General features: G+C 59.6%; 32 protein-coding genes and 2 tRNA genes. 33 read left to right on the forward strand and 1 reads right to left on the reverse strand.

From position 1 onward, the window contains the following. Nucleotides 1–66 precede the first annotated feature (66 nt). The 16 genes from BJF89_RS02065 (at nucleotide 67) to BJF89_RS02140 (ending at nucleotide 11714) form a co-directional block, all read left to right on the forward strand. A complete protein-coding gene (locus tag BJF89_RS02065) occupies nucleotides 67–912 on the forward strand; it encodes a hypothetical protein (protein ID WP_075811837.1) in 846 nt (281 codons plus the stop codon). Beyond that, nucleotides 909–1217, forward strand: coding sequence for a hypothetical protein (locus BJF89_RS02070; RefSeq protein ID WP_075811838.1), 309 nt, complete (start codon nucleotides 909–911; stop codon nucleotides 1215–1217). The genes BJF89_RS02065 and BJF89_RS02070 overlap by 4 nt, the downstream gene beginning before the upstream one ends. A gap of 292 nt (nucleotides 1218–1509) precedes the next feature. After that, nucleotides 1510–1866 carry a hypothetical protein gene (locus tag BJF89_RS02080; RefSeq protein ID WP_075811840.1) on the forward strand — a complete coding sequence of 119 codons (357 nt, stop codon included), beginning with the start codon at nucleotides 1510–1512 and terminating at the stop codon, nucleotides 1864–1866. Beyond that, nucleotides 1863–2108, forward strand: coding sequence for a hypothetical protein (locus BJF89_RS02085; protein ID WP_075811841.1), 246 nt, complete (start codon nucleotides 1863–1865; stop codon nucleotides 2106–2108). Before BJF89_RS02080 ends, BJF89_RS02085 begins: the two co-directional genes overlap by 4 nt. Continuing rightward, nucleotides 2105–2485, forward strand: a complete 381-nt coding sequence (locus BJF89_RS02090) for a hypothetical protein (RefSeq protein ID WP_075811842.1) — start codon at nucleotides 2105–2107, stop codon at nucleotides 2483–2485. Before BJF89_RS02085 ends, BJF89_RS02090 begins: the two co-directional genes overlap by 4 nt. Further along, the gene (locus BJF89_RS02095; protein ID WP_075811843.1) at nucleotides 2482–2685 is read left to right on the forward strand and encodes a hypothetical protein; all 204 of its coding nucleotides are present in this window, start codon (nucleotides 2482–2484) and stop codon (nucleotides 2683–2685) included. Before BJF89_RS02090 ends, BJF89_RS02095 begins: the two co-directional genes overlap by 4 nt. After that, a complete protein-coding gene (locus BJF89_RS02100) occupies nucleotides 2682–3293 on the forward strand; it encodes a metallophosphoesterase (RefSeq protein ID WP_075811844.1) in 612 nt (203 codons plus the stop codon). The genes BJF89_RS02095 and BJF89_RS02100 overlap by 4 nt, the downstream gene beginning before the upstream one ends. A 92-nt stretch (nucleotides 3294–3385) precedes the next feature. Continuing rightward, nucleotides 3386–3556: a hypothetical protein gene (locus tag BJF89_RS18790; RefSeq protein ID WP_158026022.1), complete on the forward strand. Its 171-nt coding sequence runs from the start codon at nucleotides 3386–3388 to the stop codon at nucleotides 3554–3556. Beyond that, nucleotides 3557–4291 carry an FAD-dependent thymidylate synthase gene (gene thyX, locus BJF89_RS02105; RefSeq protein WP_075811845.1) on the forward strand — a complete coding sequence of 245 codons (735 nt, stop codon included), beginning with the start codon at nucleotides 3557–3559 and terminating at the stop codon, nucleotides 4289–4291. It begins immediately after the preceding gene. Next, entirely contained in the window at nucleotides 4288–4605 is a 318-nt protein-coding gene (locus tag BJF89_RS02110; RefSeq protein ID WP_075811846.1) for a hypothetical protein, read from the forward strand. Before thyX ends, BJF89_RS02110 begins: the two co-directional genes overlap by 4 nt. After that, a complete protein-coding gene (locus BJF89_RS19910) occupies nucleotides 4565–5035 on the forward strand; it encodes a RusA family crossover junction endodeoxyribonuclease (RefSeq protein WP_369803626.1) in 471 nt (156 codons plus the stop codon). The genes BJF89_RS02110 and BJF89_RS19910 overlap by 41 nt, the downstream gene beginning before the upstream one ends. Continuing rightward, nucleotides 5032–6231, forward strand: coding sequence for a DNA methyltransferase (locus tag BJF89_RS02120; RefSeq protein WP_075811847.1), 1200 nt, complete (start codon nucleotides 5032–5034; stop codon nucleotides 6229–6231). The genes BJF89_RS19910 and BJF89_RS02120 overlap by 4 nt, the downstream gene beginning before the upstream one ends. Nucleotides 6232–6297: 66 nt before the next feature. Continuing rightward, entirely contained in the window at nucleotides 6298–9411 is a 3114-nt protein-coding gene (locus tag BJF89_RS02125) for a ribonucleotide reductase N-terminal alpha domain-containing protein (RefSeq protein WP_083650442.1), read from the forward strand. A 585-nt stretch (nucleotides 9412–9996) separates the two neighbouring features. Beyond that, a complete protein-coding gene (locus BJF89_RS02130) occupies nucleotides 9997–10530 on the forward strand; it encodes a hypothetical protein (protein WP_139311838.1) in 534 nt (177 codons plus the stop codon). Nucleotides 10531–10952: 422 nt separating this feature from the next. Beyond that, nucleotides 10953–11025, forward strand: a tRNA-Leu gene (locus BJF89_RS02135). Between the two features lie 618 nt (nucleotides 11026–11643). Next, nucleotides 11644–11714, forward strand: a tRNA-Gln gene (locus BJF89_RS02140). Between the two features lie 855 nt (nucleotides 11715–12569). Here BJF89_RS02140 and BJF89_RS02145 read toward each other — a convergent pair. Then, nucleotides 12570–12902, reverse strand: a complete 333-nt coding sequence (locus BJF89_RS02145) for an Lsr2 family protein (protein ID WP_075811850.1) — start codon at nucleotides 12900–12902, stop codon at nucleotides 12570–12572. Nucleotides 12903–12956: 54 nt separating this feature from the next. On the opposite strand from BJF89_RS02145, the gene BJF89_RS19915 reads away from it, so the two are divergent. From BJF89_RS19915 to BJF89_RS02230, 17 genes are all read left to right on the forward strand, one after another. Then, on the forward strand, nucleotides 12957–13367 hold the full coding sequence (locus tag BJF89_RS19915; RefSeq protein ID WP_369803627.1) for a class Ib ribonucleoside-diphosphate reductase assembly flavoprotein NrdI: 411 nt from the start codon (nucleotides 12957–12959) through the stop codon (nucleotides 13365–13367). A 77-nt stretch (nucleotides 13368–13444) separates the two neighbouring features. Further along, nucleotides 13445–13798: a hypothetical protein gene (locus BJF89_RS02155; RefSeq protein ID WP_075811851.1), complete on the forward strand. Its 354-nt coding sequence runs from the start codon at nucleotides 13445–13447 to the stop codon at nucleotides 13796–13798. A gap of 231 nt (nucleotides 13799–14029) precedes the next feature. Next, on the forward strand, nucleotides 14030–14308 hold the full coding sequence (locus tag BJF89_RS19920; protein ID WP_075811852.1) for an HNH endonuclease: 279 nt from the start codon (nucleotides 14030–14032) through the stop codon (nucleotides 14306–14308). A gap of 257 nt (nucleotides 14309–14565) precedes the next feature. Beyond that, nucleotides 14566–14946 (forward strand): hypothetical protein, encoded by a 381-nt coding sequence (locus tag BJF89_RS02165; protein ID WP_075811853.1) that lies wholly within the window; start codon nucleotides 14566–14568, stop codon nucleotides 14944–14946. Nucleotides 14947–15362: 416 nt separating this feature from the next. Beyond that, a complete protein-coding gene (locus BJF89_RS19925; protein WP_075811854.1) occupies nucleotides 15363–15581 on the forward strand; it encodes an HNH endonuclease in 219 nt (72 codons plus the stop codon). 43 nt (nucleotides 15582–15624) lie between these two features. Continuing rightward, entirely contained in the window at nucleotides 15625–15786 is a 162-nt protein-coding gene (locus BJF89_RS19250; protein WP_255372449.1) for a hypothetical protein, read from the forward strand. Between the two features lie 137 nt (nucleotides 15787–15923). After that, complete coding sequence (locus BJF89_RS02175; protein WP_255372450.1) at nucleotides 15924–17252, forward strand: hypothetical protein; 1329 nt, start codon at nucleotides 15924–15926, stop codon at nucleotides 17250–17252. 12 nt (nucleotides 17253–17264) lie between these two features. Next, a complete protein-coding gene (locus tag BJF89_RS02180) occupies nucleotides 17265–18842 on the forward strand; it encodes a phage portal protein (protein ID WP_075811855.1) in 1578 nt (525 codons plus the stop codon). 27 nt (nucleotides 18843–18869) lie between these two features. Further along, nucleotides 18870–19589 carry a hypothetical protein gene (locus BJF89_RS02185; protein WP_075811856.1) on the forward strand — a complete coding sequence of 240 codons (720 nt, stop codon included), beginning with the start codon at nucleotides 18870–18872 and terminating at the stop codon, nucleotides 19587–19589. A gap of 124 nt (nucleotides 19590–19713) precedes the next feature. Continuing rightward, a complete protein-coding gene (locus BJF89_RS02190) occupies nucleotides 19714–20262 on the forward strand; it encodes a DUF4355 domain-containing protein (protein ID WP_075811858.1) in 549 nt (182 codons plus the stop codon). A gap of 54 nt (nucleotides 20263–20316) precedes the next feature. Beyond that, on the forward strand, nucleotides 20317–21195 hold the full coding sequence (locus BJF89_RS02195; protein WP_075811860.1) for a phage major capsid protein: 879 nt from the start codon (nucleotides 20317–20319) through the stop codon (nucleotides 21193–21195). A 197-nt stretch (nucleotides 21196–21392) separates the two neighbouring features. Then, the gene (locus BJF89_RS02200) at nucleotides 21393–21824 is read left to right on the forward strand and encodes a hypothetical protein (protein WP_139311840.1); all 432 of its coding nucleotides are present in this window, start codon (nucleotides 21393–21395) and stop codon (nucleotides 21822–21824) included. Between the two features lie 74 nt (nucleotides 21825–21898). Continuing rightward, nucleotides 21899–22177: a hypothetical protein gene (locus BJF89_RS02205; protein WP_139311841.1), complete on the forward strand. Its 279-nt coding sequence runs from the start codon at nucleotides 21899–21901 to the stop codon at nucleotides 22175–22177. Then, nucleotides 22174–22356: a hypothetical protein gene (locus BJF89_RS02210; RefSeq protein ID WP_075811866.1), complete on the forward strand. Its 183-nt coding sequence runs from the start codon at nucleotides 22174–22176 to the stop codon at nucleotides 22354–22356. The genes BJF89_RS02205 and BJF89_RS02210 overlap by 4 nt, the downstream gene beginning before the upstream one ends. 228 nt (nucleotides 22357–22584) lie before the next feature. After that, nucleotides 22585–22950 carry a hypothetical protein gene (locus tag BJF89_RS02220; RefSeq protein WP_075811915.1) on the forward strand — a complete coding sequence of 122 codons (366 nt, stop codon included), beginning with the start codon at nucleotides 22585–22587 and terminating at the stop codon, nucleotides 22948–22950. A gap of 67 nt (nucleotides 22951–23017) precedes the next feature. Continuing rightward, nucleotides 23018–23638 carry a hypothetical protein gene (locus BJF89_RS02225; protein ID WP_075811870.1) on the forward strand — a complete coding sequence of 207 codons (621 nt, stop codon included), beginning with the start codon at nucleotides 23018–23020 and terminating at the stop codon, nucleotides 23636–23638. A 74-nt stretch (nucleotides 23639–23712) separates the two neighbouring features. Further along, the gene (locus tag BJF89_RS02230; protein ID WP_075811871.1) at nucleotides 23713–24003 is read left to right on the forward strand and encodes a hypothetical protein; all 291 of its coding nucleotides are present in this window, start codon (nucleotides 23713–23715) and stop codon (nucleotides 24001–24003) included. Nucleotides 24004–24069: the final 66 nt, after the last annotated feature.

The following is a 24069-nucleotide window of genomic DNA, read 5'->3' on the forward strand; positions in this document are numbered from 1 at the left end:
CATTCGAAGGAAACGCCTTCTGGCCCGCAACCAAGTTATCGATAGAGATGGAAGAGGAGTACCCCAATGACTGACCAGACCCCCGTGACCGACGACGACCGCAAAGCACACGAGTGGTGTGCCCAAGAAGTCGATGGAACCCCCGAGGGGGTGCTCCCCCATCTACACGCTGTCGCCCGCGCTATCCGTGCTCATGTCCCCGCCCCGCCTGCAACCCTCGCCGACGAGATTCGAGACCGTTTCCTGCCAACAGATGATAGCCCCGACAACGAGGAACGCGCCACCGTCCTCGCCCTCGCTGATTGTGTGGAAGCCGTCGAACATGCACTCGATTACCACAAGAAATGGTCAGAGGTGAACGGCAAGGCAATTGCAGAAGTGACGAAAATCGTTTCAGAGGCTCACGTCGGGAGACCCGGCCAGTTGACCACGGATTGTGTCAAGCAGCTTCTACAGGAGCGCGACGAGGCCCGCGCCGAGGTGGAGCGGCTGACCAGGGATCGAACTAGCAAGGAATCCTTGCCGGTTGCCCTGCCCGACCCCGCCGACGTGCCGGAGGGTGAGGCGTGGCTGGTGAAAGACAGTGAGCGGAATGCGGTAGGCGTCCGAGTCGGGGCTTTCCCCACTCCGCCATGGAGCGTCGTTGATCTTGACTCCGGCGGAGTAAGTCGACTCAGTGACTCCTCCGTCACCCTCGTCTCGCGCCTGGTGCCGGACACCCGCCGCGTGATCGACCGGGCCGAAGACCTCGACAAGCTGCCCGTGGGCTCCATCGTGCTCGACAATGACGGCGATCCGTGTAAGAAGATCTCGGAGGGGAACTTTGAATGCGGAAGTGCAATCTTCTCCGCCGAGGGGCTGCTGCGGCTCAGCGCAGAAGTGACCGTGATCCACGAGGGGGTGACGGCATGACCCGCATCAAGATCACCGACCTGGAACAGTTCGCCCTCGACGACCTGTGGAGGCCTTACCTCCCCCTGCACCCCGGCTACAACCCGAAGGAGTACCAGCAGTTCCGCGACGCCTACATCGGCGGCATCGCCGGAACCTACGATCCCGACTTCCTCGAAGCCACCCTCCTCATGCTCCGCAAGAACCCCATTCTCGCCGGACATGCAATCGACCGCGCCCAGCGCGTCGGTTACCGCATCCCCTTCTACGTGCAGCACCCTCTGGTGGACTTCCTCATCGAGCACAAGGCGGTGGCCCGACGATGACCCGCATCAACGACGTGGAGAAACTGATAGCCAAGATATCGCGGGGCACCGCACCGTCAATGACTTGCGCTAACGCCATTGAACGAGACGGGCACCTGCTGCCCGACCTGCCGAAACCGACCAACAACGACCCCGACTACGCCCCCGTGTGGCAGGTAGGGGGCACGGAGTACGAGGGACAACACGACGGGTCCGTACTGATCGACACAGGCTCACCGTCTGGCCCTCTAGTCATAACCCGCCAGCAGGTCTTATTGATCCTCGCGGCATCCGAATCAAGAGGAGCACACCAATGACCAGTGAGAAAGAACTACGGAAGATTGCCGCCGAGGAAGTCACCCGCGCCGTGTTTCACCACACACCCTTGTGGGAGGACTACCCCGAGCTGACAGAAGACGAATGGGTCCGAGTCGTCGACCTCATATCCGACTGGCCGATCCCGGACCTGCCAGAGCCGGACAACACCTACCCCGAATGGGAGGTCGGAGACCTGTCGATCAGCCCAAGTGTGACTAACGGAAGCGTGTTTCTCGAATGGGAGGAACCATACGTCCACGCGAACGGAACGCGATTCCGGACCTTAAAACTCACCCCCGCCCAGGTGCAGGCGATCATCGCCGCGCACTACCACCGAGAGGACCAGGAATGAGCAACATCGACGACGTTGTAGCGAACGCGATTGACCCCGAGATCATCTATACGCCCGCCGAACTCGAAGCCCTGGACCCTGACACCGTCCTCAACGACGCATCGGGCGCTGTGGACACGGCAGAAGGTATGCAGTGGGCCGTGGGCAGGGGCTGGCTCGCACCTGTCTTCCCCGCCGTGGTGGTCGCTTCGGGCGCACACCTCCGCGCCTGCCGGGAAGCACTCGAAGGAGAGACTCCATGACCCCCGAGGAAGCACAGGCCCTCGAACCCGGCACAACCCCCGGACCGTGGAAGGCCAACCACTCGCAGCACGGCGTTTCCTACGTCACCGAGCAAGAGTGGTACGGGCACATCGGCAGCGGCGAGAACGGGCACGTTGAGGCCGAGTACACCCCAGCAGACGCGGACCTCATTGCCGCTGCCCCGGACATGCGCGCCACCATCGCCGCACAGACGTGGGAGTACGGGGTAGAGCGGAGTGACCGTGGCGGTCCCCCGTACACGGTGTGGTACGAGAGCGAGCACGCCGCCCGACAGGCCACGCAGCGGCCCCACCTGGTCGACCGGGACGCCCGCCTCGTTCGTCGTCCTGTCGGCCCCGTAGAGGTGGTGGAGTGATCGACTACCTAGACGCTGACCGACTCGTGCAGATCGGGCGGGTTCAGAAGTTCATCGCAAAGATCAACGAGGAGATTGACCCCACTTGGGACACGCTGCGGTTTGAGTGGCGGCTTGTGGACGATGACACGCGGGAAGTTTTGGCGCGGGGGGATTTTGGTGAACGACCCGAACTCGGACCAGAAAAGGAGAACGGATGACTGACTGGTTCACAGCAGACCTACACCTCGGACACGAAGCCGTGGCGAGCATTCGCGACATGTCCAACGATGAACACACCGCCACCATCTACGAGAACCTGGTAAGCGCCACCAACAGCGGAGACCGTCTATTCATCCTCGGAGACCTTGTTAGCGGATTCGAAACCCCAGAAGACGAGATACAACGCGTCGCCCGCCTAGCTATGACGATGAACCGCTACAACGTCAAAGTGCATGTAATCGCCGGGAACCACGACTGCATCCACCCCAAGCGCAGCAAAGCGCACCGGTACCTCTACGGATACTCCTACGTCGTGGACAGTGTCGCCAGCGCGGGAACCCTGAAGATAGCCGGGCAGCGCGCAGTGCTTAGCCACTACCCGTACGACGGCGACCACACAGGCGAAGACCGCGACATCCAATGGCGTGCAAGAGACCTCGGAGCGCCGATCATCCACGGACACACCCACGCCTCGGAGCCGGTGTCGTGGTCACGGCAGGGGACACTGCAAATCTGCGTCAGCCTTGACGCTTGGGATATGCGCCCGGTCAGCAAGGACGAACTGGCGCGACTGATTGAACGAAACCAGAAGAAGGAGAACGGATGACGCCACTACGATTACACCGTCCGCCACCCGGGTACTGGTGGGACGTGCGAGACAACCGACCACGATCAGTCACGATTCGGGCATACGAGCGCATGTCCGGCATCTTCCGCACCGCGCACGTCGCCTACTTCGAGTCCGAACTATGCACCCTCGGACCAAAAGCAGAAGACACCGCATGGCAGTGGACCAAGGACTTCTACGACGCGAAGACTAAACCGTCGCCAGGGATCATCTACACAACAACACCTCCGAAGGAGAACTAGTTGAACATTGTCACCCCGAAGATTGAGCTGATCGCATCAACACAGCTCACCAACACGCAGACAGGCGGGACCGTGATCGAGGAGCTGATGAACCTCGACCCGTCCGCCACAGACGGGGAAAGCCTCGTCGAGTACGCCGGACGCGGCTGCTACGAGTCTTGGGGAAAGCCAAACCCGAAGACCGCGCACAACCCCGACTACATCCGCCGCACAGCGTTCGACATGCAGCACGGCAGCATCCTCGAACACGCAAGCGTCACCCTCCGGTTCTCCGGTGTGTCCCGCGCATGGCTCACCGAGATGGAACGCCACCGGCACCTGTCCTGGTCCGTCGCATCACAACGCTACATCGACGCAAACACGTTCGGCGTGGTCGTCCCGCCCGCCGTCCGCGACTACGCGAAAAACGATGAATCATACATCGAGAGTTACGGAATTGAAATTGACGAAGCCCTGAACGCCTACAACGAATGGGTTGATGAACTCGCCAACTACGGCGGACTTCCCCGCAAGCAAGCCCGCGAGGCCGCCCGCAGCGTTCTCCCCAACTGCCTCGAAACCCGAGGCGTCGTCACCGGAAACCTCCGCGCATGGTCCACCATCCTCCCACTCCGCGCACACCCCACAGCCGACGCCGAGATGCAAGAAGTCTCCATGCTCATCCTCGACACAATCCATCCCGTAGCCCCCACCATCACCAACCACATCCGCCAACAGATCAAGGAGCACGCATGAACCTACTCAAACGAATCAGCGGCCTATTCCGCACCGGCACCCACGACCCCGTAGACCACATCGGCTACGGGGTTCTTCAATACACGCTCGAAACCATGGACGATGACGGGGAATACACCCTCGACACCGTGCAAATCACCGGGCACCTGTTCCGAGACCGGGGCATGGTCACCGTCCTCGACAAAGACGACCTGCGTGTGAGCATCCCGGACGACAACATCGACTGCATCATCTGCGGGGATGATGAGGATCATCTGCGGGATGTGGCGATGGATGTGGAGTTGCAGCGGATGGCGGGTGGTGAGGCTGACTAGCTTCAGCGTTGAGGGGGTACCAAGACCTCAAGGTTCGAAGAAAAATGTCGGCGGGGGCAGGTTCATTGAAGCGTCGAAGTACCTACCGGAGTGGCGCAAAGCGGTAGTCGGGGCGGCGAGGGAGGCGCACAAGGGGGAGCCACTACAGGGCGCGGTGACCGTTGAGGCTGTGTTCGTGTTCCCCCGACCCAAAGCGCTGAAGCCACATCAGGACGCCCCGCCGCACACCAGCGCCCCGGATGGTGACAAGTTAGCGCGAGCCGTCGGTGATGCGCTCACCATCGCCCACGTGGTGGGGGATGACGCGCAGATAGACACATGGCGAATCCACAAGAGGCGAGCCAAGCCCGGGGAAAACCCCGGAGCACACATCACAGTAACCCCCGCACAGTCGGGGGATTTTTCATACCCAAACGAGGAGAACAATTGAACAACGTCGAAATCCGCCACGGGGATTGCCTGACCATTCTCCGAGACCTCCCCGACAACAGCGTCGATTCAGTCGTCACCGATCCTCCGTATGGCCTGTCGAACACGAAGCCCGCTCAGGTGGCGGATGTACTCGCCGCGTGGGTAACTGGCGACACTGAGGCCGTGCCCGCTAAGCGTGGCGGGTTCATGGGCAAGGACTGGGACAGTTTCGTCCCGCCGCCCGCCGTGTGGGCCGAGTGCCTGCGCGTGTTGAAGCCCGGCGGGCACATGGCCGTGTTCGCCGGGGCGCGGACGCAGGACTTGATGGGCCTGTCTATTCGCCTGGCAGGATTCGAGATCAGAGACACCCTGGGGTGGGTGTACGGTTCAGGTTTTCCGAAGTCCATGGACGTATCCAAGGCGATCGAGTCCACCCTCACCACGGGTAAGAGCAATTCCCGGAGCCTGCGACAGACTGAGCAGGACGGCGATGGTGAGGCGTACACGCTGACCGGAAAGAACAACGGCATCATGGGGGAGACGCGAACCTATGAGCGCAAGCAGTTCTCCCCCGCGACGGACGCCGCTAAGCAGTGGGACGGTTGGGGCACTGCTCTAAAGCCCGCGATTGAGCCGATCATCCTGGCGCGTAAGCCTCTGGATGGGACGGTTGCGGCGAATGTGTTGGCGCATGGTGTCGGTGGGCTGAACATTGATGCGAGCAGGGTTGGGATGAGTGATGCTGATCGTGAAGCGGCGAAGGTTCCGCAGCCTGTACAGCACAACGATGCTAGGGCTGTCTATCAGATGGGCACGGGTGAGGGGCGCAATGGTGCGACGTTTGAGCCTGCCCCTGCTGGTCGTTTTCCGGCGAATGTGTTGCTGGATGAGCACGCCGCCGCAGAAATGGACGAACAGAGCGATGCCGCGTCCCGGTTCTTCCCAGTGTTTAAGTACCAGGCGAAGGCACCGAAGCGTGAACGTCCCGTGATCGTGCGTGAGGACGGCACGAAGATCGCGCACCCCACCGTAAAGCCCGTAGCGCTCATGGAGTGGTTGGTCACGCTCATCACCCCGGAGGGTGGCGCCACTCTCGACCCGTTCGCGGGGACCGGCACCACCCTGCAAGCCGCACGGGACAAGGGATTCAGCGCTATCGGCGTCGAACAGGACGAAGACTACATCGCACTGATCGAACAGCGTCTCGCCGCCTAACTGCCGATATTGAGCGCGTGCGACGCTCCACAACCCCCGCTCGCACATTATGCGGGGCATATAACCATGCAAGGAGATAGCTTGACTGACACCACATACGAAAACCTCAACGCCGAAGTGAACCTCCTCGGCCCCGACGGAAAACTGCAACTCCACAAAGACCACGAAGCCGCCCGCGCCTACCACATCGAACACGTCAACCAGAACACCGTGTTCTTCCACGACCTCGAAGAAAAAACCCGCTACCTCGTGGACAACAACCTGTGGGACCGGGAAACCGTCGAAACGTTCGAACCGTACCAGTTCAAGGCACTGTTCAAGCAGGCGTACAAGCACAAGGCCAGGTTCTCGTCCTACCTCGGCGCGGTGAAGAACTACATGTCTTACGCGCTGAAGACGGAGGACGGTCAGCGGTACTACGAGCGGTACGAGGACCGTGTAGTGATGACCGCTATCGACGTGTCGGGCGGAGACTATCAGCTCGCGTCGGATCTCGTGGACGCGATCATCACGGGACGGTTCCAGCCAGCAACACCAACGTTCCTCAACGCGGGGCGCGCACGCGGCGGGGAGCGAGTGTCGTGCTTCCTGCTGGACGCACAGGACAATATGGAATCCATCGGCCGCCTCCAGAACAGCGCCTTGCAGCTATCAAAGCGAGGCGGGGGAGTGGGAATCAACCTCACGAACCTCCGAGAGTCTGGCGCTCCGATTCAAGATGTTCCCGGACAGTCGTCGGGCCTCGTCCCGGTGATGAAGATCCTCGAAACAGAGTTCCGGTACGCGAACCAGCTTGGGCAGCGTCAGGGCGCGGGTGCAGTGTACGTGTCGGCGCACCATCCCGACATCCTCCAAGTCCTCGACACGAAAAAGGAGAACGCGGACGAGGCAATCCGCATCAAGACGCTCAGTATCGGCGTGGTCGTCCCCGACATCACGTTCGAGCTGGCGAAGGCTAACGACGACATGTACCTGTTCAGCCCCTACGACGTGGAACGAGTCGAAGGGAAGCCTTTTAGCGAGTGTGACATCACCGCCCGATACCGCGACTGGGTGGATGACGACCGGATCACGAAGCGGAAGATCAACGCACGGTCACTGTTCGCTCGTATCGCGGAAGTGCAGTTCGAATCCGGATACCCGTACCTTTTATTCTCTGATGTGGCGTCACGCGCCAACCCGATGAAGCACGTTGGACGAATCCAGATGTCCAACCTCTGCGTGGCGCCTGAAACGCTTCTGCTTACCCGGTCAGGCAATGTTCCGATTGCGGGACTGGCGGGTCAGGACGTTGAAGTGTGGAACGGCGAAGAATGGTCACTGTCCAGGGTTGAGCAGACAGGTCAGGACCAATCACTAATCACCGTCGATTTTGACAACGGTGCGTCGATGGATGTCACTCCGTACCACAAGTTCTACGTCAAGACAGGGTACGGAAACCGCAAGGTCGTTGAGACCCGAGCAGGTGAACTGAAGCCAGGAGACATGATCGACAAGTTCAGCCTGCCCGTGGTGGACAACGCGGGGGCGCCCGACTTCCCATACGCCTACACGGCCGGACTCCACAGCGCAGACGGCACCTACGGGGTCAACGGAGCGCCAATACTCCGCCTCTACCCCGGAAAGACCCACCTGGGCGATCATATCGAGTACAAGTCCAGCTCGCTAAAGCCAGATGCGATCGGAAGGGTTTCATACGTGCTTCACGAGGAAACCCCTAGGAAGTACGTCGTCCCGGACTCCTCCTACTCATTGAAGAGTCGTCTGGAATGGCTTGCAGGAATGCTAGATGGAGACGGTTGGGGCAATGGGAAGGTCGGTCTTCAGATCGGGTCGATCCACCCCGAGTTCCTTGAGGATATCCGCATCATGCTCACTGAGATGGGAGTGTCGTCACGGTGGAAGAAGGTGCGGGACGCCGGGAGGACAAGGTTCAAGCCAGATCAGAAGGAGTACGAGACGCAGACTGCGTATCGCCTCATCATTAGTGGAACCGAGTCGCAGACTCTCTGCAAGCTCGGACTCCCCACCCATAGGGTCATCGTGGAGGAAGTGGACCATCAGCGTGCCGCCAACGGATATATCAGAGTCGAAAGCATTACCGATGAAGGTCGTGTTGACGACACGTATTGTCTGAACGAGCCGAAGCGACACAAGGTGATCTTCAACGGAGTGCAGACCGGCAACTGTTCCGAGATCATGCAGGTGCAAACCCCCTCGGTGTTGAACGATGACCTGTCGTACAAGACGGTCGGGCATGACATCTCCTGCAACCTCGGATCGTTCAACATGCGGAAGATGCTGGACTTGTCCACGGACGAGTTCACGGACACGGTGATTGCCGCAACCCGGGCGCTGGATCAGGTGTCACGCACGACGAGTATTGATTCGGTGCCGTCTGTTCGCAAGGGTAACGAGGACTCGCACAGTATCGGCCTGGGGCAGATGAACTGGCACGGTGCGTTGGGTGACCTAGGGATCGAATACGGGTCGCCGGAGTCGTTGCGGATACTGGACCGGTACATGGCGCGTGTGACGTGGGCGGCGATGCTCGCTAGTACGCAGTTGGCGAAGGAGTACGGTCAGCACGCCTGGTTTGACGGGTGCGAGTACGACACAGGGGAGTGGTTCGAGCGTGTGGCGTACCCGAAGTGCGATGAGTTCGGGGACGATCTGACGATCCTCGGGGATCTGACCGCGCCGACGCGTGCGGAGTGGGACATGCTGCGGATCGAGGTGAGCAGGTATGGGATGGCGAATGCGTATTTGCAGGCGATTCCGCCGACCGGTTCGATCTCGTACATCAACCATTCCACGTCAAGCATTCACCCGGTTCCCTCCGGGGTCGAGATCCGCAAGGAGGGCAAGCTCGGTCGCGTGTACTACCCGCAGCCGCACCTGACGAACGAGAACGCGCACCTGTTCCAGTCAGCATCAACGATCGGCTACAAGAAGCTCGTGGACACGTATGCGGTGTCGCAGCATTGGGTGGATCAGGGGCAGTCGATGACGGGGTTCTTCACGGATGAGGCGACGACGAGGGATTTGAACAAGTTCTATATCTACGCGTGGTCGAGGGGCATTAAGTCGATTTACTACGTGAGGTTGCAGCAGCCTGCTATGGCGGGCACGGCGGTTGAGGGTACTGCTGCGGGGTTCTGTGAGTCGTGTGCACTTTAGGAGGAGAACAGTGAAATCGTTTCTGGATGAACTACCGCCCGCCCCGCCGAATACTCGGTGGGACGCGACCGTACTACCCGACCGGGGTTTAACCGGGGTGAGGCTGTCGCACTATCGCCCGTTCTTTGTGGTTGGTGAGGCGCTTGTGGATGAGTCGTGGTCGCGGGCGCGGATTACTAAGGCCGTGGAGCACATTGTGAAGGAGGTAGTTAGTGAGTGACAAAGCGTATGACTTTCCAGCCCCGCCGAAAGGTTACTACTGGAAGGTAAAACCGGATTGGGCGGGGCCGGGATTCACTAAGGTTCAACTGCGACGGCGGAGGAAATGCCTATGGGATCAGGTGGTCTTCTCCCAGTACCTCAGCATTGCGATGAGGTATCCCGATGCGTGCTATCGGAACAGGGTTGATGCAGTTCGTTTTGTGGAGGGGGTCAGCTCTGGACGCACAGCAGCTTAGAGACCACCTCGACCACACGATAGACGCCATCCGACGCCACAGGGCACGCGTACGACCCACAAGCCCCGGATACACGGACACCCCCACCTTCGGAGGGTTCGGGCCGAAGAGTCCATGCAATGACGCGATGATCGACCTCGCGGACGCGGAAGCCGCACACCTAGGCAACGTCGCCCGCACTTGCGTCAGGCGCGGAACGATCCCCTCAGTGAGCCTTCGCCCCCTGTGGTTCACGAACCGGGGGAAGTGCATAGGGCTACGCATCATCGGGCACGACGATGACGAGTTCGACATTGACGGTAACCACACTGGCCCGGACTACCTCGAACCACTGTTCCCGATCGTGCAGCACTTGAAAGCGTACGCGGGGGAGGTCGTGGAGACAGAGGGCGTCGAGTGGCTACTTTACGAGTGGGGGACAACCCGAGAACTCTACTACGAGATGTACCCCGTCGAATCGCTCGAATGGGGGACAATGAGTAAGGCGGTGGAGCTAACAGGGCGGAGCAAATCGACGATCTACGCTTGGTCAAGTCAAGGGTGGGCGCGGAAGATCATAACCCAAGGTCATGAAACGTTGTACTGTCTCGATGACCTAGTGAGATTACGCGAAGGAATACCGCAGGGACGCCCCGCAAAAACTCTGGAATGGGTGGTATAATAGACATGTAGGCGTTAATCGATGAGCAATCGGAACGCCTACACTCTCCTTCTCCATTGGTTCTCCGCCAAACAACCCCCGGCACTCCACCGGGGGTTCATGCTTTCGTTGCACACAAGCCGACACCGGAATAATGACTAATACTCGCCGGATCACGGACTGTGCAACGCAAGGCTCCTATGCGCATAGCTCAATTGGGAGAGCGACGTGTCAACCTAACGGTCGGTTCCGGTTCGCGTCCGTGCGCATGCCGGGTCAGGGCAGCCCTTACAATAATGCCCCTGGGGGAAGCGGTACCGACATTGAGGGTTCGGAGCATTTGGGGTGGATGCTGCGGGGTTCAACTCCCCGCTACCGCGCTGCGGGTGATCTTCGGTGATCCCGCCCTACGGCACGCCATGGTATCACTGTGGCGTGTTCCGACTTCTATAGCCCAACGGTAGAGGCAGCGGATTCAAGTCCCGTTAAGTGCAGGTTCGAATCCTGCTAGAAGTACGGTTTCAGTCAGCGTGGTCATGCTCTCTGAAACGACCGGCACCGGGCTACTGGCAGGTGTCGGCATTGCTCCTGACTGTCTCCGGATTGGTCAGGTTTTGAAGAGGTCGGGATACCCTCGCGGGTTGCTCCGCAAAATGTAACAGCCGTGGAAACACACTCAGCGATCCCTGCCCTTCGGGGGCATATCGGAGGCCCACGGAAGCCCCGGACGCGGGGCAGCGTCAGCCCTGAGCCGGAGGGTCCGCCGCTACAGCGGCTAGCCGGGGTTCGAATCCCCGTTGACGCGCCAGGTCATCTAGGCGGGGAGTAGTCCCGTATCTAGCGCTGACCACCCCACCCATTTAGGCCATATTGAATGGCGGGCAAGATAATAACCTACCCGTACGGCATGAATCGGATCACGGTTGGAACACCCCGGCATGTCAGGGAGAGCGGTTCGAATCCGCAATGGTGTGGGGTTTTGAGCAGGTAGCACCTGCATGGTTGAAGGCCCGTATCGTCCTCGATGTAATTCGCGGGCGACGGGATAGCGCTGTGATTGAGAATCCGTCCGGGAGCGAGACCCGGCAGCGCACGCAATACCCGACGATCGTTGAATTCTTCTCGGGTATACCTTGCTCCGTCGTCTAGCGGCAGGACGCCTGGCCCTGAACCAGGTAACCGAGGTTCGAATCCTTGCGGAGCAGCCGGATCATCCGAAAGAACACCACTTCCGAATGGTCCATCAACGAACCCTGCGTTACGACGTGGGGAAAGGCGGCTGACGGTGTTCTCGCCGGACGACGAGACCCGCCAACGCCAAAAAACTTGGCCCCCGTTGATGCGTGGGGAAGTGCTCGTGGACGCAGCCGGATGACTGTGCACCACGACGCGCGACAAACAACAACAAGAGGAGTGTCCATGCCTGACGCTTATATTGATGGTGGGTTCGCCGAACCGGGACAGTTCACGAAACAAGATTACCCCCAGGAGCCTGGCGGAGGATTAGTTAGTCGCGAAACGCTGGTGCGGTGGGCAAAGGTGTCCACTGCGCTCGAGGATGAGTTTCGCGCCGCACTGGCCCGAGCTAAGGCCAACTGGGCCGAGACTGAACGCCGTTTGGCGTCACAATGACATCTATACCGAATGATGTTCTAGACCGCATCCAGGCATGGCGCGCCCTGTCGGAGGAAGAGCGAACCGAACGTCTCCGCCGGTGCGTTGTTGGCGAGGTTGTCGGCAACATGCGGATGGAAGGCCAGCCGGTCTCGAAAGAATGGCTACACTCCGCGCGTCCAGTCGGATTGAACGTTCACCGGGATTGAACATGTCACCATACGGGGACATCATGAAAAGTCGTCGAACGGAGACACGATGAGCCGGGACTACAGGGACAAACGCGGCGGGCACGACTCAGGACGCTGGTGGCTCAAAGCCGACAACGAATGGGTCCGGTTCAAGAAACGACAATGCCGGAGGGACGCCCGCGCAAAAGCGAAAGACAACCTCCGGCACGGACGCGAACCACAACCCCGGTACGGGATTGAACGAGAATACATCGACTAGCGGTTGTCGTACGCCTCGATGACATCCTTAGCGATCTGCCCCCGCGCAGACACCTCGTAACCGTTCTCCTGCGCCCACTCGCGGATCGCCTTGTTCCGCGCCTTATCCGACTGCGACGCACCCTTACGCGGCGTACCACCACGGGTCACCTTACGCGCAGCCGTGACCCACGGGTCAAGCTCAGTGGCAAGCTTCAGTGAGGACTCATGCGACAGGTCCAGCACATAATCCTTGCCACCGTAAGACAGCTCAACGACCTGCACCTGATCCTTAGTCAGAGACTCACCGGTTATGTCATCGGTGTACTCAACAACTTCTCTACGCGCCATAGTGCGCTCCTTTCATCGGGGGATGAAACACACACTACACGGGGGGTGAGCGATGTGCGGCCAAGAATCCACTACTGGAGTAGCAACAGCCGGAACACGGCAGCACTCGCAGGAAAACTCACCACCCCCACCATCCGCCTAGGCGACGACACCATAGACGACTACACCGTCCTAATGACACCGACGTATGAGATGCCGAGGCAAGGTGACTTCATCCCACGGGCTGTGCGCTCATGGCTGGGACGCAACGGGCAGTGGGTTATCGGGGTAATCGGCACAGGCAACCGATCGTTCGGCTGCACCTTCTGTCAAGCAGCACACGACATAGCCGACGCACTACACGTCCCCGTCCTCTACCGCTGCGAACTCATGGGCGCACCAGCAGACATAGCCGCGATAGACACCGGTCTTAGACAGCACTGGAAGTACCTACAACACCTCAGACACCCCAGCCCAACAACATGACCCCTATAGGAAAGACCCCGCCCCATGAGCGAGGTAGCCCACCTACTGAACATCACCACCCCATAGGAGGAACCCCCATGCCGTACACCGTCCACACCCTAGACGGCCAGGCCCATACCTACCACGACCCCTGCATTGCCAACCTCACGGATGCCGGGCTACTAGCCCTGCATGAGGATGCGACGTACGACGAGGACTACGGCAGGCCAGTGTTCGGCCCCCTACTTGCTGCCTACCCCGCAGGACAGTGGACGCACTACCACGTGGAGCCAGCACCGTACGAGACGGATGCACAGGCAAGCGAGGACACGGACGAGGCGCGGCGATGGAACGAGGTGCAAGTCAGCGCGACAGCGGAAGCCGTAGACAAATGGAAAGCGATGTACCAACGACACCTCGACGCAGGACGTAAGGCAGCCGCAGCACAGTGAGCCACGACTACCGACACAACCTCGACCACGACAACGAACCACGCGAACACATCAAACAACAACGCAAAACCAGACGCTACGACGAACGCCACAAACTACGCAACTGGCAACACCTAGACCACGACACCGCATGGGACTAGAAGCCAGCGAGAGACAGCAGTCAACGCGATAGAAGCACGAAGCGTGACGAACAAAGAACAATCAAACAAGTAGGGAAGCGAGGTGCAGCACATGGCATGGACCAACGGACCATCACGCACCTCCACAACCCACTGGAAACAACTTCGGGCAAAAGCCAAACGACAACTCGACTACAGGTGCCAACACTGCGGGGCAGAGGAACACCTCGAACTCGACCACATAGTCAACACGGCACGCGGAGGGCAAGACACACTCGACAACGTGCAATGGCTATGCAAAAGGTGTCACGGGCGCAAAACCCAACAGGAAGCCACCCGCGCAAAAAACGCATGGCGACGGCAACCCGAGGTGCCCCCATGGGAACAATGACACACCCCCACAGACAAACGGAAACCGCCCACAACACCTGAACGGTTCGAGTAGAGGAGGGGACTACTCGAATCAAGTAAGGGTGGGGTAACTCCCCTCCCGCCTGGCGGCGCGGGGCACGGTTGGCATAGGCGTTATTCATAAGTACGGGTCTGGGGATTATGTAATCCAATAATTGAGGGGGTGTTTTTCCTATGGCTGGTCATGGTCCTCCACCGAGGGGGAATGCGATTCGTAGGAATAAAGAGTCGCAGGCGTTGCATGTTGTAGAGGTTGAGCCGGGGGTTCAGCCCTCGCTTGAGGATCTTGTGGGGGATGTGAACCCGGTGACGGGGGAGCCGTTTACTCCTATGACTTTGAGGTTTTGGGAGGAGTTGTCGGAGTTTGCGACGTTGGGTCTCCTGCTGGATGCTCAGTGGTCGTTGTTGGCGCGGGCGATGGTTCTGGATGATGCGGTGATGCGGGGCGAGGCTAAGTGGGCGGCTGAGGCTCGTTTGCAGATGGCTAAGTTCGGGATTGCTCCGGATGATGTTTTGCGGATGCGTGTGCAGATTGTTCAGGCTGATGAGGCTGAGGCTAAGTCCGAGGTGGCTTCGGGCGCTTCGGCGGGGAGGCGTGGTATTCGCGCTGTGAAGTAGGGGGTGTGGTTATGGCCTTTTCGGAGGCGAGAGTCTGCCCCGGGTGCGAGAAGGATTTTACGGCGAAGGCGCACAATTCCATATACTGTTCCACCGCATGCCGTAGGTGGAAGCAGAATGGGCACGATGGTCCGAGAGTGCTCGAAACGGTGTGTAGAGAATGTTCCGGCCCGATCAATTCGCCACGATCAGGAAAAGTATTCTGTGGTAAGAAATGCAAGCTTCGGTCTTCTGAGAAGCGCCGTGTCAGGGACGATGCTGCGCGGTATCTAAAAGAGAGGGGTAAGCGTCTGGCGGATGCTAGGGCTTACGCGCGAGCTAATCCTCACGTCGGCCAGGCGGCGAAACGCCGTAGACGAGCGTCGATCTTGGCGAATGGCTCATATAAGTTCACGGGGAAAGACTGGAAGCGTTGCATGGATCGACATGGAAACAGGTGCTTCTATTGTGGCGACTCTGGACAACTTTCGATGGATCATGTTGTCCCCGTAGTCCGTGGCGGATCTCATGGGGCCGGAAATATTGTTCCAGCATGCATTTCGTGCAATTGCCATAAGCAGGGCCGTTTCGTTGCCGAGTGGCGACATGGGAAAAAGAGGGGAGGTGTTGCCACTAATGCCGTTCAAGCCGTCTGAGCCGGGGGAGTTCCCTACTTTGGGCCATGATGTTGCGGAGTGGATGACCTACTATCTCGCGCAGCCTGATCGTGCCTCCTACGAGCCTTTTAGGCCGTATGACGAGCAGTACGAGTTCCTTCTCCGGTTCTACGAGCTTGATCCCCACACGGGGAAGCGGAAGATCCAACGAGGACTGTTGGGCCGACCGCGCGGCTGGGGTTAGGCAAGTCTCCGTTCTCTGCGGCGTTGTGTGCGGCTGAGGGGCTTGGCCCGGTCCTGTTCTCCCACTGGGATGAGGATGGTCGCCCGGTGGGTAAGCCGTGGGCGGCTGTGCGGACGCCGTTGATTCAGATTGCGGCGGTGTCTGAGCAGCAGACGATGAACACGTTCGAGCCGCTGTTGGAGATGCTGCGGGAGTCGCCTCGTATCGCGGATGATTACCCGTCGCTGCAGGCTTACGACACTCAGGTGGTTCTTCCTCGTGGCCGGATCGAGCAGGTCACTGCTTCGCCTCGTTCGGTGAAGGGCGCTCGTGCTGTGTTCGCCGTGATGGACCAGACGGAGGAGTGGGTTCGGTCGAATCATGGCACGAAGTTGGCTCAGGTGATGCGTGCGAACGCGGCGAAGGTCGGCGGTGCGGTGTTGGAGACGCCGAATGCGTTTATCCCGGGTGAGGAGTCGGTGGCTGAGGCTGCGGCTGCTGAGTGGGATGCCATTGTGGCGGGTACGACACCGAACAAGTCGTTGTATCGCGATCATCGTGAGGCCCCTGCGGATACGGACATGTGGGATCGGGAGTCGTTGATCCATGGTCTTCGTGTGGCTTACGGGTGCTCTTCTGGGCACCCTGACGGTTGCCTGGTCCACCCGGAGGGGCATGATCCTGCTGCTCCGGAGCACGGTCACGTTGATCTTGATTCGATCATCAATACGATGTGGACGAAGGGGCAGGACGCACAGCAGTCGCGTTCGGACTTCCTGAACCAGATTACCCATGCTTCGGATGCTTGGCTGTCTCAGCCGGAGTGGTCGGCGTGTGAGGATCGAGAGAAGGTTGTTGCCCCGGGGGACACTATCGTCCTGGGGTTCGATGGTTCCCGTGGCCGTGTCCGTGGTAATGCGGATGCTACGGCGCTCGTGGGGATGCGCGTGGAGGATCGGCATTTGTTCGAGATCCGGGTGTGGGAGCCGCGCGAGGGGGATCGTGATTGGTCGCCTAACGCCACGGAGGTTGACGCGGAGGTTCGTGCGGCTTTCGCCCGGTACAAGGTGGTTGGTTTCTACGCTGACCCTTCCGGGTGGCAGACGCATGTTGCCCAGTGGGAGGCGGCGTTCGGTCGGAAGTTGAAGATTAAGGCTTCTGGCAATGAGCCTATTTCGATGTGGCCTCGGGGTAAAAACTCGAAGGTCACCCATATTACTGAAGCGTTCCATCAGGCGGTTGTCGATGGAGAGGTTTCACATGATGGTGGGCCGAATCTCCGGCGTCATGTGTTGAACGCTCGTCGGCGTAAGAGTCGCGGCGGGGGTTATTTGTTGTACAAGGAGTATCCGGAGTCACCGTCGAAGATTGATGCTGCGTATGCGGCGATCATGGCTTTTCAGGCGTGTATGGATGCTCAGTCTAAGCGTATTGGTTCGGGTAGGAAGCGGTCTGGGGATGGTCCGCGGATGATGATTCTGAAGTAGAGGGGGTGGCTTGTGGCCGGTTTCGATGAGGGGGCTGTTGCTGATGTTGCTCGTTTGCGTCAGGATTTTTCACGGTTCCAGGGGGCTAATCTTGAGAAGGCCCGTTATTACGACGGGAAGCAGCGGCTGAAGGATCTTGGGATTTCTTTGCCGCCGCAGATGCGGTTTATTGACACGGTGTTGGGGTGGCCTGGCACGGTTGTTGATGCGTTGGAGGAGCGCCTTGATTTTGAGGGTTGGGATTCTCCTGAGTTGGATGTGGTGTTCCGGTCGAATGATTTGGATGTGACTGCGCCGACTGCCCATTTGGATGCGCTGATTTTCGGTACGTCGTTCGTCACGGTGACGAGTGGCGACGAGGGGGAGCCGGATGTCCTGGTGAATGTGGTTGCTCCGACTGAGATGGTGGTGACGCGGGATAATCGCACGGGGCGTGTGGTTGAGGCGTGTCAGTACATCGAGTCTGATGATGCGAACGGTGATGTTCGGGAGCGGGCTATTTTGTTCCGCCCGGACGATACGGTGTGGCTTGAGTTGGGGGCGCAGGGTTGGAAGGTGACTCGTAGGGATGAGCACAGTCTGGGCCGGGTGCCGGTTGCGCAGTTGGTGAATCGTCCTCGGGCGTCGAAGGTTGGTGGCCGGTCGGAGATCACTCCGGCTGTGCGGTCGCTGACTGATTCAGCTATGCGAACCCTGGTGGGGGCTGAGGTTGCCCGGGAGTTCTATGCGGTTCCGCAGCGGTGGATGATGGGCGCTCCGGAGTCGTTCTTCCTTGATGAGGATGGTAATCCTCGGGGTGCGTGGGACGCGATGATGGGGAAGATCCTTGCTATCGAGCGTGACGAGGATGGTGAGGTTCCGGCTGTTGGTTCGTTCGCGGCGAACAGTATGTCCCCGTTCTTCGAGCAGTTGCGGGAGCTTGCTAAACAGGTCGCCGCTGAGGGCGCGGTGCCGAACGACTACATGGGCTTCTCGTCGGACGCTAACCCGTCGTCGGCAGATGCTATTAGGCAGAATGAGAACCGGCTTGTGAAGCGTGCTGAGCGTCGTCAGGCGATGTTCGGCAAGGCGTGGACTGAGGTTGCTCGTCTGGTGTTGATGGTGCGTGAGGGGCGGTCGTTTGATTCGTTGTCGGATGATGAGTTGATGATCCGCCCGTTGTGGCGGAATGCTTCGACGCCGACGAAGGCTGCGGCTATGGACATGCTGACGAAGGGTGTTCAGGTCGGGTTCATCCCTGCTCAGGGCGAGTATGCGATGACGATGATGGGGTTGTCTCCGCAGGATCGGGAGATGCTTCGTCGGGATCGTGCTGGGGATACTCAGGGCGTGTTGGCTCGTCTGGAGGCGCAGTTGTCGGATGTTGATCCTGCTGCTGATGCTCTCGTGGGCGGGGATGGTGCGGCCCCTGATTCTTCTGAGCAGGCGGAGCAGGATGCGAAGGTTCTGAAGGCTCGTGCGGATGCTATGGGTGTGATGATTCGTGCTGGGGTGAAGGCCGAGTCGGCGGCGCGTTTGGCTGGTATTGAGGGTGCGGAGTTCTTGGCTGGCCGTCCTGTCACGCTGAAGTACGCGGACGACGAGAAGTAGGGGGTGTCTGGGGTGTCTTTGAACGGTGTGGATGAGATTGAGAAGGCGCTCCGGATGCTGTCTAAGGCTAATGCTCGGACGTTCATGCGGTTGTGGGCGTCGGTGCCGTCGGGGGATCGTCAGCAGATGATCGAGTATTTGACCCCGTTGGTGCAGGATCTCGTGGCTGGGGGGAGTGAGCAGGCGGCGGCGTTGGCCCTGGAGCAGTTGAATATGCAGCGGGCTGGGGTGGCGTTGCCGACTGTGCTGGCTGATCCGTCTGATCCGGAGGCTGTGGCGGAGTCGTTGCGGTTCTTGCTGACGTCTCGGGGGATTGATGTTGTCCGCGATGAGGTGTGGGCGATGATCGACCGTCATGTCCTGAATGGCCACCGGCAGACGATGATGTTGTCTGCGATGGCTGCGGGGAACGGTTATGCGCGGAAACCGGAGCCGGGGGCGTGTTCGTTCTGCATGATGTTGGCGTCTCGGGGTGCGGTGTATGCGTCGAAGGCTCATGCAACGTCTGTGGGCGCACCGGGGGTTGTTCTGCGGGGGAGCAAGAAGCAGGGCGACCGTTTCCACGACAACTGCCGCTGCGCCGCCGTCGAAGTGTCTGAGGGCGACGGTCTTCCACCTGAGGCCCTTGAGCTACGCAAGATCTGGGAGAAGACGTTCTACGACGGGGGGAAGCCTATTCTTCCCGCGATTGATTTTGAGTCCACTAATGAGAAGTGGAAGGAAGCCGTGAAGGACTTCCGAGTGTGAATGGTTGATCCGGGTTCGATTCCCGGCGCACTACAGCACTCCCCACCCTTGGCCGCGATGGTCGGGGGTTTTGTCATGTTTGGGGTGGTGCGGAACGCGATGTTCTAAAGATAAGGAGATTAGCATGTCTGATTCTACTGCTGTTGAGGGTGCTGCGAATGCGCAGAGTGCCGAAGATGCCGCGAAGTCCGCAGAGGCGTCCTCGAATGAGGCCGCAGCGTCCGTTGAGGCGGCGGGTCTTGGTGACGCTGGCAAGAAGGCGCTTGACGCTGAGCGTAAGCGAGCGAATGAGGCGGAGAAGCGGCTGAAGGAAGCCGCTGACCGTATCGCTGAGTTCGAGGACGCACAGCGCACCGAGGAGGAGAAGCGACAGCACGAGCTGGAGACGCTTCGGGCGCAGATCGAGGATGAGCGTAAGCAGCGCGAGGCTGTTGAGCGTGACCTTCTTGTGAAGTCTGTTGCCGCCGAGTACGGCCTCCCGGATGAGCTGGCTGGCCGTCTGGCGGGCGAGGACCGTGAAGCGCTTGTGGAGGACGCGAAGGTTCTTCAGAAGCTCATGGCACCGTCCGGGCCGCGCAAGCCTGCCCCGGTTCCGGAGGCGGGTACGGCAAACGCTCCTAAGCGGTCCACCGAGCAACAGTTCGCAGACGCTATCTCCAACGCTTTCGGCTGACAAATGCTCAGCCGAGCCACTACCTAAAACACAACACAGATGGGGGGATAGCACATGGCTATCGACATCAACCGGGGGACTACCGGTCTTATTACTCTTCCGCCCGAGGTCTCTTCGGAGATCTGGACGAACACTGCTGAGCAGTCTGTCATTCAGACTCTCGCACGCAAGATTGACCTTCCCGCTGGCGGGGTTCAGATCCCGATCATCACTGGCGACCCGACTGCCGGATGGGTTAAGGAGACCGACGAGAAGCCGGTTTCAGACTCCACCTTCGGATCGAAGACGATGGGCGTTTACAAGCTCGCCGTGATCGAGCTGTTCTCGGATGAGTTCGCCCGCGATATGAACGCGGTGTACCGCACTCTCGCTGAGCGACTTCCGCAGGCTCTTGGCCGCAAGTTTGACGAGACCGTCATGGGCAACACTGCCCCGGGTGACGACTTCGACACTCTTGGTGCCGCCCCGGAGTTCGCTCTTGACGGCAGCATCAAGCCGTTCTTCGGCGCTCTTGGCGCGGTCTCTCAGGCCGGTGGCGATGTCACCAGCTGGGCGCTCGCTCCGGAGGCTGAGCTTGAGGCAATGCAGATCAACGATACTTCGGGTCGTCCGCTGCTGATGCCTGACCTGATTCAGTCCGGTTCGATTGGTTCGATCCTGCGCCGTCCGGTGTACAAGGCTCGCAACGTCCAGTCCGGCGATGTCATCGGTCTCGCCGGTGACTTCTCTCAGGCCGTGTGGGGAGCTGTTGAGGGCATCAAGGTTGACATCAACACCTCCGGAACCGTCACTAAGGGTTCCGAGCAGATCAACCTGTGGCAGCGCAACATGTTTGCCGTCCGCGCCGAGGTCGAAGTTGGCTTCGCCGTCCGCGATGTGAACCGCTTTGCCAAGCTCACCAAGGCTGCTGGCGGGGCTGAGGGAAACGGCTAGTCCCCGGCTCTGACGAGGTTCCGGGGGACGATAAGTTCCCGAGGGGGTGATTGGATGGCTGACCGTGTGACTTTGGTTCGCGGGACCGCGACTGTGCGGGTCGTGGCTGGTGATGTGGAGCGGTTCAAGGCCCTGGGTTATTCCGAGCCTGTGCGTAAGCCTGCGGCTCGGAAGCGGAAGCCGAAGGCGGGTGATGCGTGATGTTCACGATTGGTGATTTCGCGGAGTTCGCTGGCATCCCGGTTGAGGATGTGGATGAGCGGTGGTTCTACTGGCGGCTGGTTGAGGTTGAGGATCTTATTCGGTCGTACAACGAGTCGTTGCCGGGGGATGTGAACGTGTGGCCTCGTCCTGCTGTGACGGTGGCGATGCGGGTTCTGAAGCGTTCTTTCAAGGCTGACATCTCTGACCATCCGGGGGAGGTCTCTTCCTCGAATCTTCAGGCCGGGCCTTTCGGCAAGACCTATCAGTATGACTTGGATTCAACGTCCGAGGATTTGTACCTGAAGACTCGTGAGATCCGGATGGTACAGCGGCGGAGGGGTGGTGCTTTTGCGATCGACACGCTTCCCGCTGACCGTGAGTATCGGTCTGCGGCGTTCCGTCACAGTGACGTTTGGGGCTGGTAGTCGTGCGTAGGCAATACTTCCCACTCACGAAGCCAGTAACCCGTATCCGCCGTGACCAGTCAGGCACAGACGAGTTGAACAACGACATCACCGTTGACTCCCGGGATCAAGTCCTCGTCTTCGCCTACTACACCCTGTCGCCAGACGAGCCGGTAGTGAGCCGCCATGAGCGACTTGAACTCGATGCTCGCCTTATCGCAGGGATCGGTGACTTCATCGCAGATGACGCCGTTGTACTTCCGGGACTGGGAGACAAGGAGTTTGAAGTGATCGGGGAAGCAGAGAACTACGAGGCGAACCCGTGGTGGTCTCCAGGTGTGGAGACGGTGAACTTGAGGAGGGTGCAGCGATGAGCAATGTGATTGTTGAGCGCTACGACCCGAACGAGGACCGGGGGGTTCAGATGATGCCGATGACCTGTGGCTCATTTGATGTGGACGCGGGGACCCTGGTCATCTACTCGGGCAAGGACGGGGAGAACCCGTCTGGGGTCTTCGCTCCGGGGGAATGGAGGGCGATGCTGTGGCAGTGAGGTATGAGGCTAACAGTGCTGGTCTAGATGAACTGCTCCGGGGGAGCGTGGCACAGGGGCTTGTGGATCAGCATTCTGCTTCTGCCGCTGCCCGTGCCGGTAGGGGATACACCTACCGCGCCGTCCAGGGACATTCGCGGTACCGCGCAATCGTGTTTGCGGACACGATCGGCGCGAAGGTGCGCGAGGCGAAGCAGAACAATCTTCTGAGAGCATTGGGGTGATGTGATGCAGTCCTACTCTGTCGCACCACCCGCCCAGGCGGTTGTTGTGAAGGCTCTGGGGGATGCACTCGGCGTGAGGGTGTCTACGCAGAAGCCGCGAGAGCTGGGGGACCGGTACGTGATCATTTCGCGTATCGGCGGTTCATCGTTGACCTTCGCCACGTCTGACCCGAGGTTCCTTGTCGAGTGCTATGCCCCGACTGAATACGAGGCTGAGGCTTTCGCTGAGCAGGTTGCTGCCGCTTGGCGGGTGCTGAGGTCTGGGGCGATTGTCTGGGGTTACGACGATCGGAACATTGTTCCGAATGCTGACCCGGATACGTCGCATTATCGTTTCCAGTTCACTGGGGGAGTCAAAATCAAACTCTGACGCTTAAGTAATTCAAGCCCTTGCCTTTCGGCAGGGGCTTTTTCTATGCCCTTGAAAGGGGAAAAGTATGGCTATTAACGTGAAGAACGCGTTTGTTGGACAGCCGTCTGTTGACGGCGGTGTCCTTTTCCGCGCTCCGCTTGGCACTGCGCTGCCGACCGATTCCACTACCACTATTCCGGAGCAGTGGGAGGATCATGGCGCTGTTTCCGAGGACGGTGTTTCGATCACTCAGGATCGTTCCACTAATGACATCAAGGCGTTCGGCGGTGAGACGTTCATCACCGTTCAGGACAACTACGATGAGCAGGTTGAGATCACTCTCCTTGAGGATGATAACGACGCTGTTCTGAAGTCCGCTTTCGGTGATGCCTATGTTGAGAAGACCGAGGCCACTAGCGCTGAAGGTACCAAGCGGGTCATCTATCACACCAGTGCTCCGCTGCCGATCTCTTCGTTCGTGATCCACACTGTGTATGGCGAGAAGACGAAGCGCTATGTGATTGAGCGTGGCCAGGTTGTGTCTGTCGGGGACACTGTTGACGTTCACTCGGATGTTACGAAGAAGACTCTGACGATCAAGACGTACAAGCCTGCCGATGAGTCGCTGAAGGGCGGGAACGTGGTCGAGTACCGCAACGACGGTGAGGCTAACGCTGACGCGGGGACTGACCCGGAAAACCCTTAACCGCCTTGCCGGGGGATGACACTCTGCCCGGTGAGGGGTTCTATCCTTCTGAATCCTGAGAGTGAGGGGACTGTATGGCGTATACCGCTACGAGTTGGGTGAATGGTTCGGAGCCTGCGATTAATGCCGCGAATCTGAACAAGTTGGAGGCTGGTGTGGTTGCGGCTCATGAGGCTGCTGCCGCGCCGGTGACGTGGGGGGATGTGTCGGGTAAGCCGTCTACGTTCCCGCCGGTTGTGGGGACTTCTGCTTCGTCTGCGAAGGCGGGGAACTGGAAGCCTGCGGTTGCTGATGTGACCGGCCTTGAGGCGAAGATCAGCGAGCTTGAGGCGCGGATCGCGGCTCTTGATCCTGACGGCGAGTAGTCGTCTCGTCCCCTGGGTTGCGGGACGTTAAATATTGTAGCCCGGTTGGGCCGGGGTCCGTGTGTC

This window comes from Corynebacterium sp. CNJ-954 (assembly GCF_001942345.1).
Lineage (GTDB): Bacteria > Actinomycetota > Actinomycetes > Mycobacteriales > Mycobacteriaceae > Corynebacterium.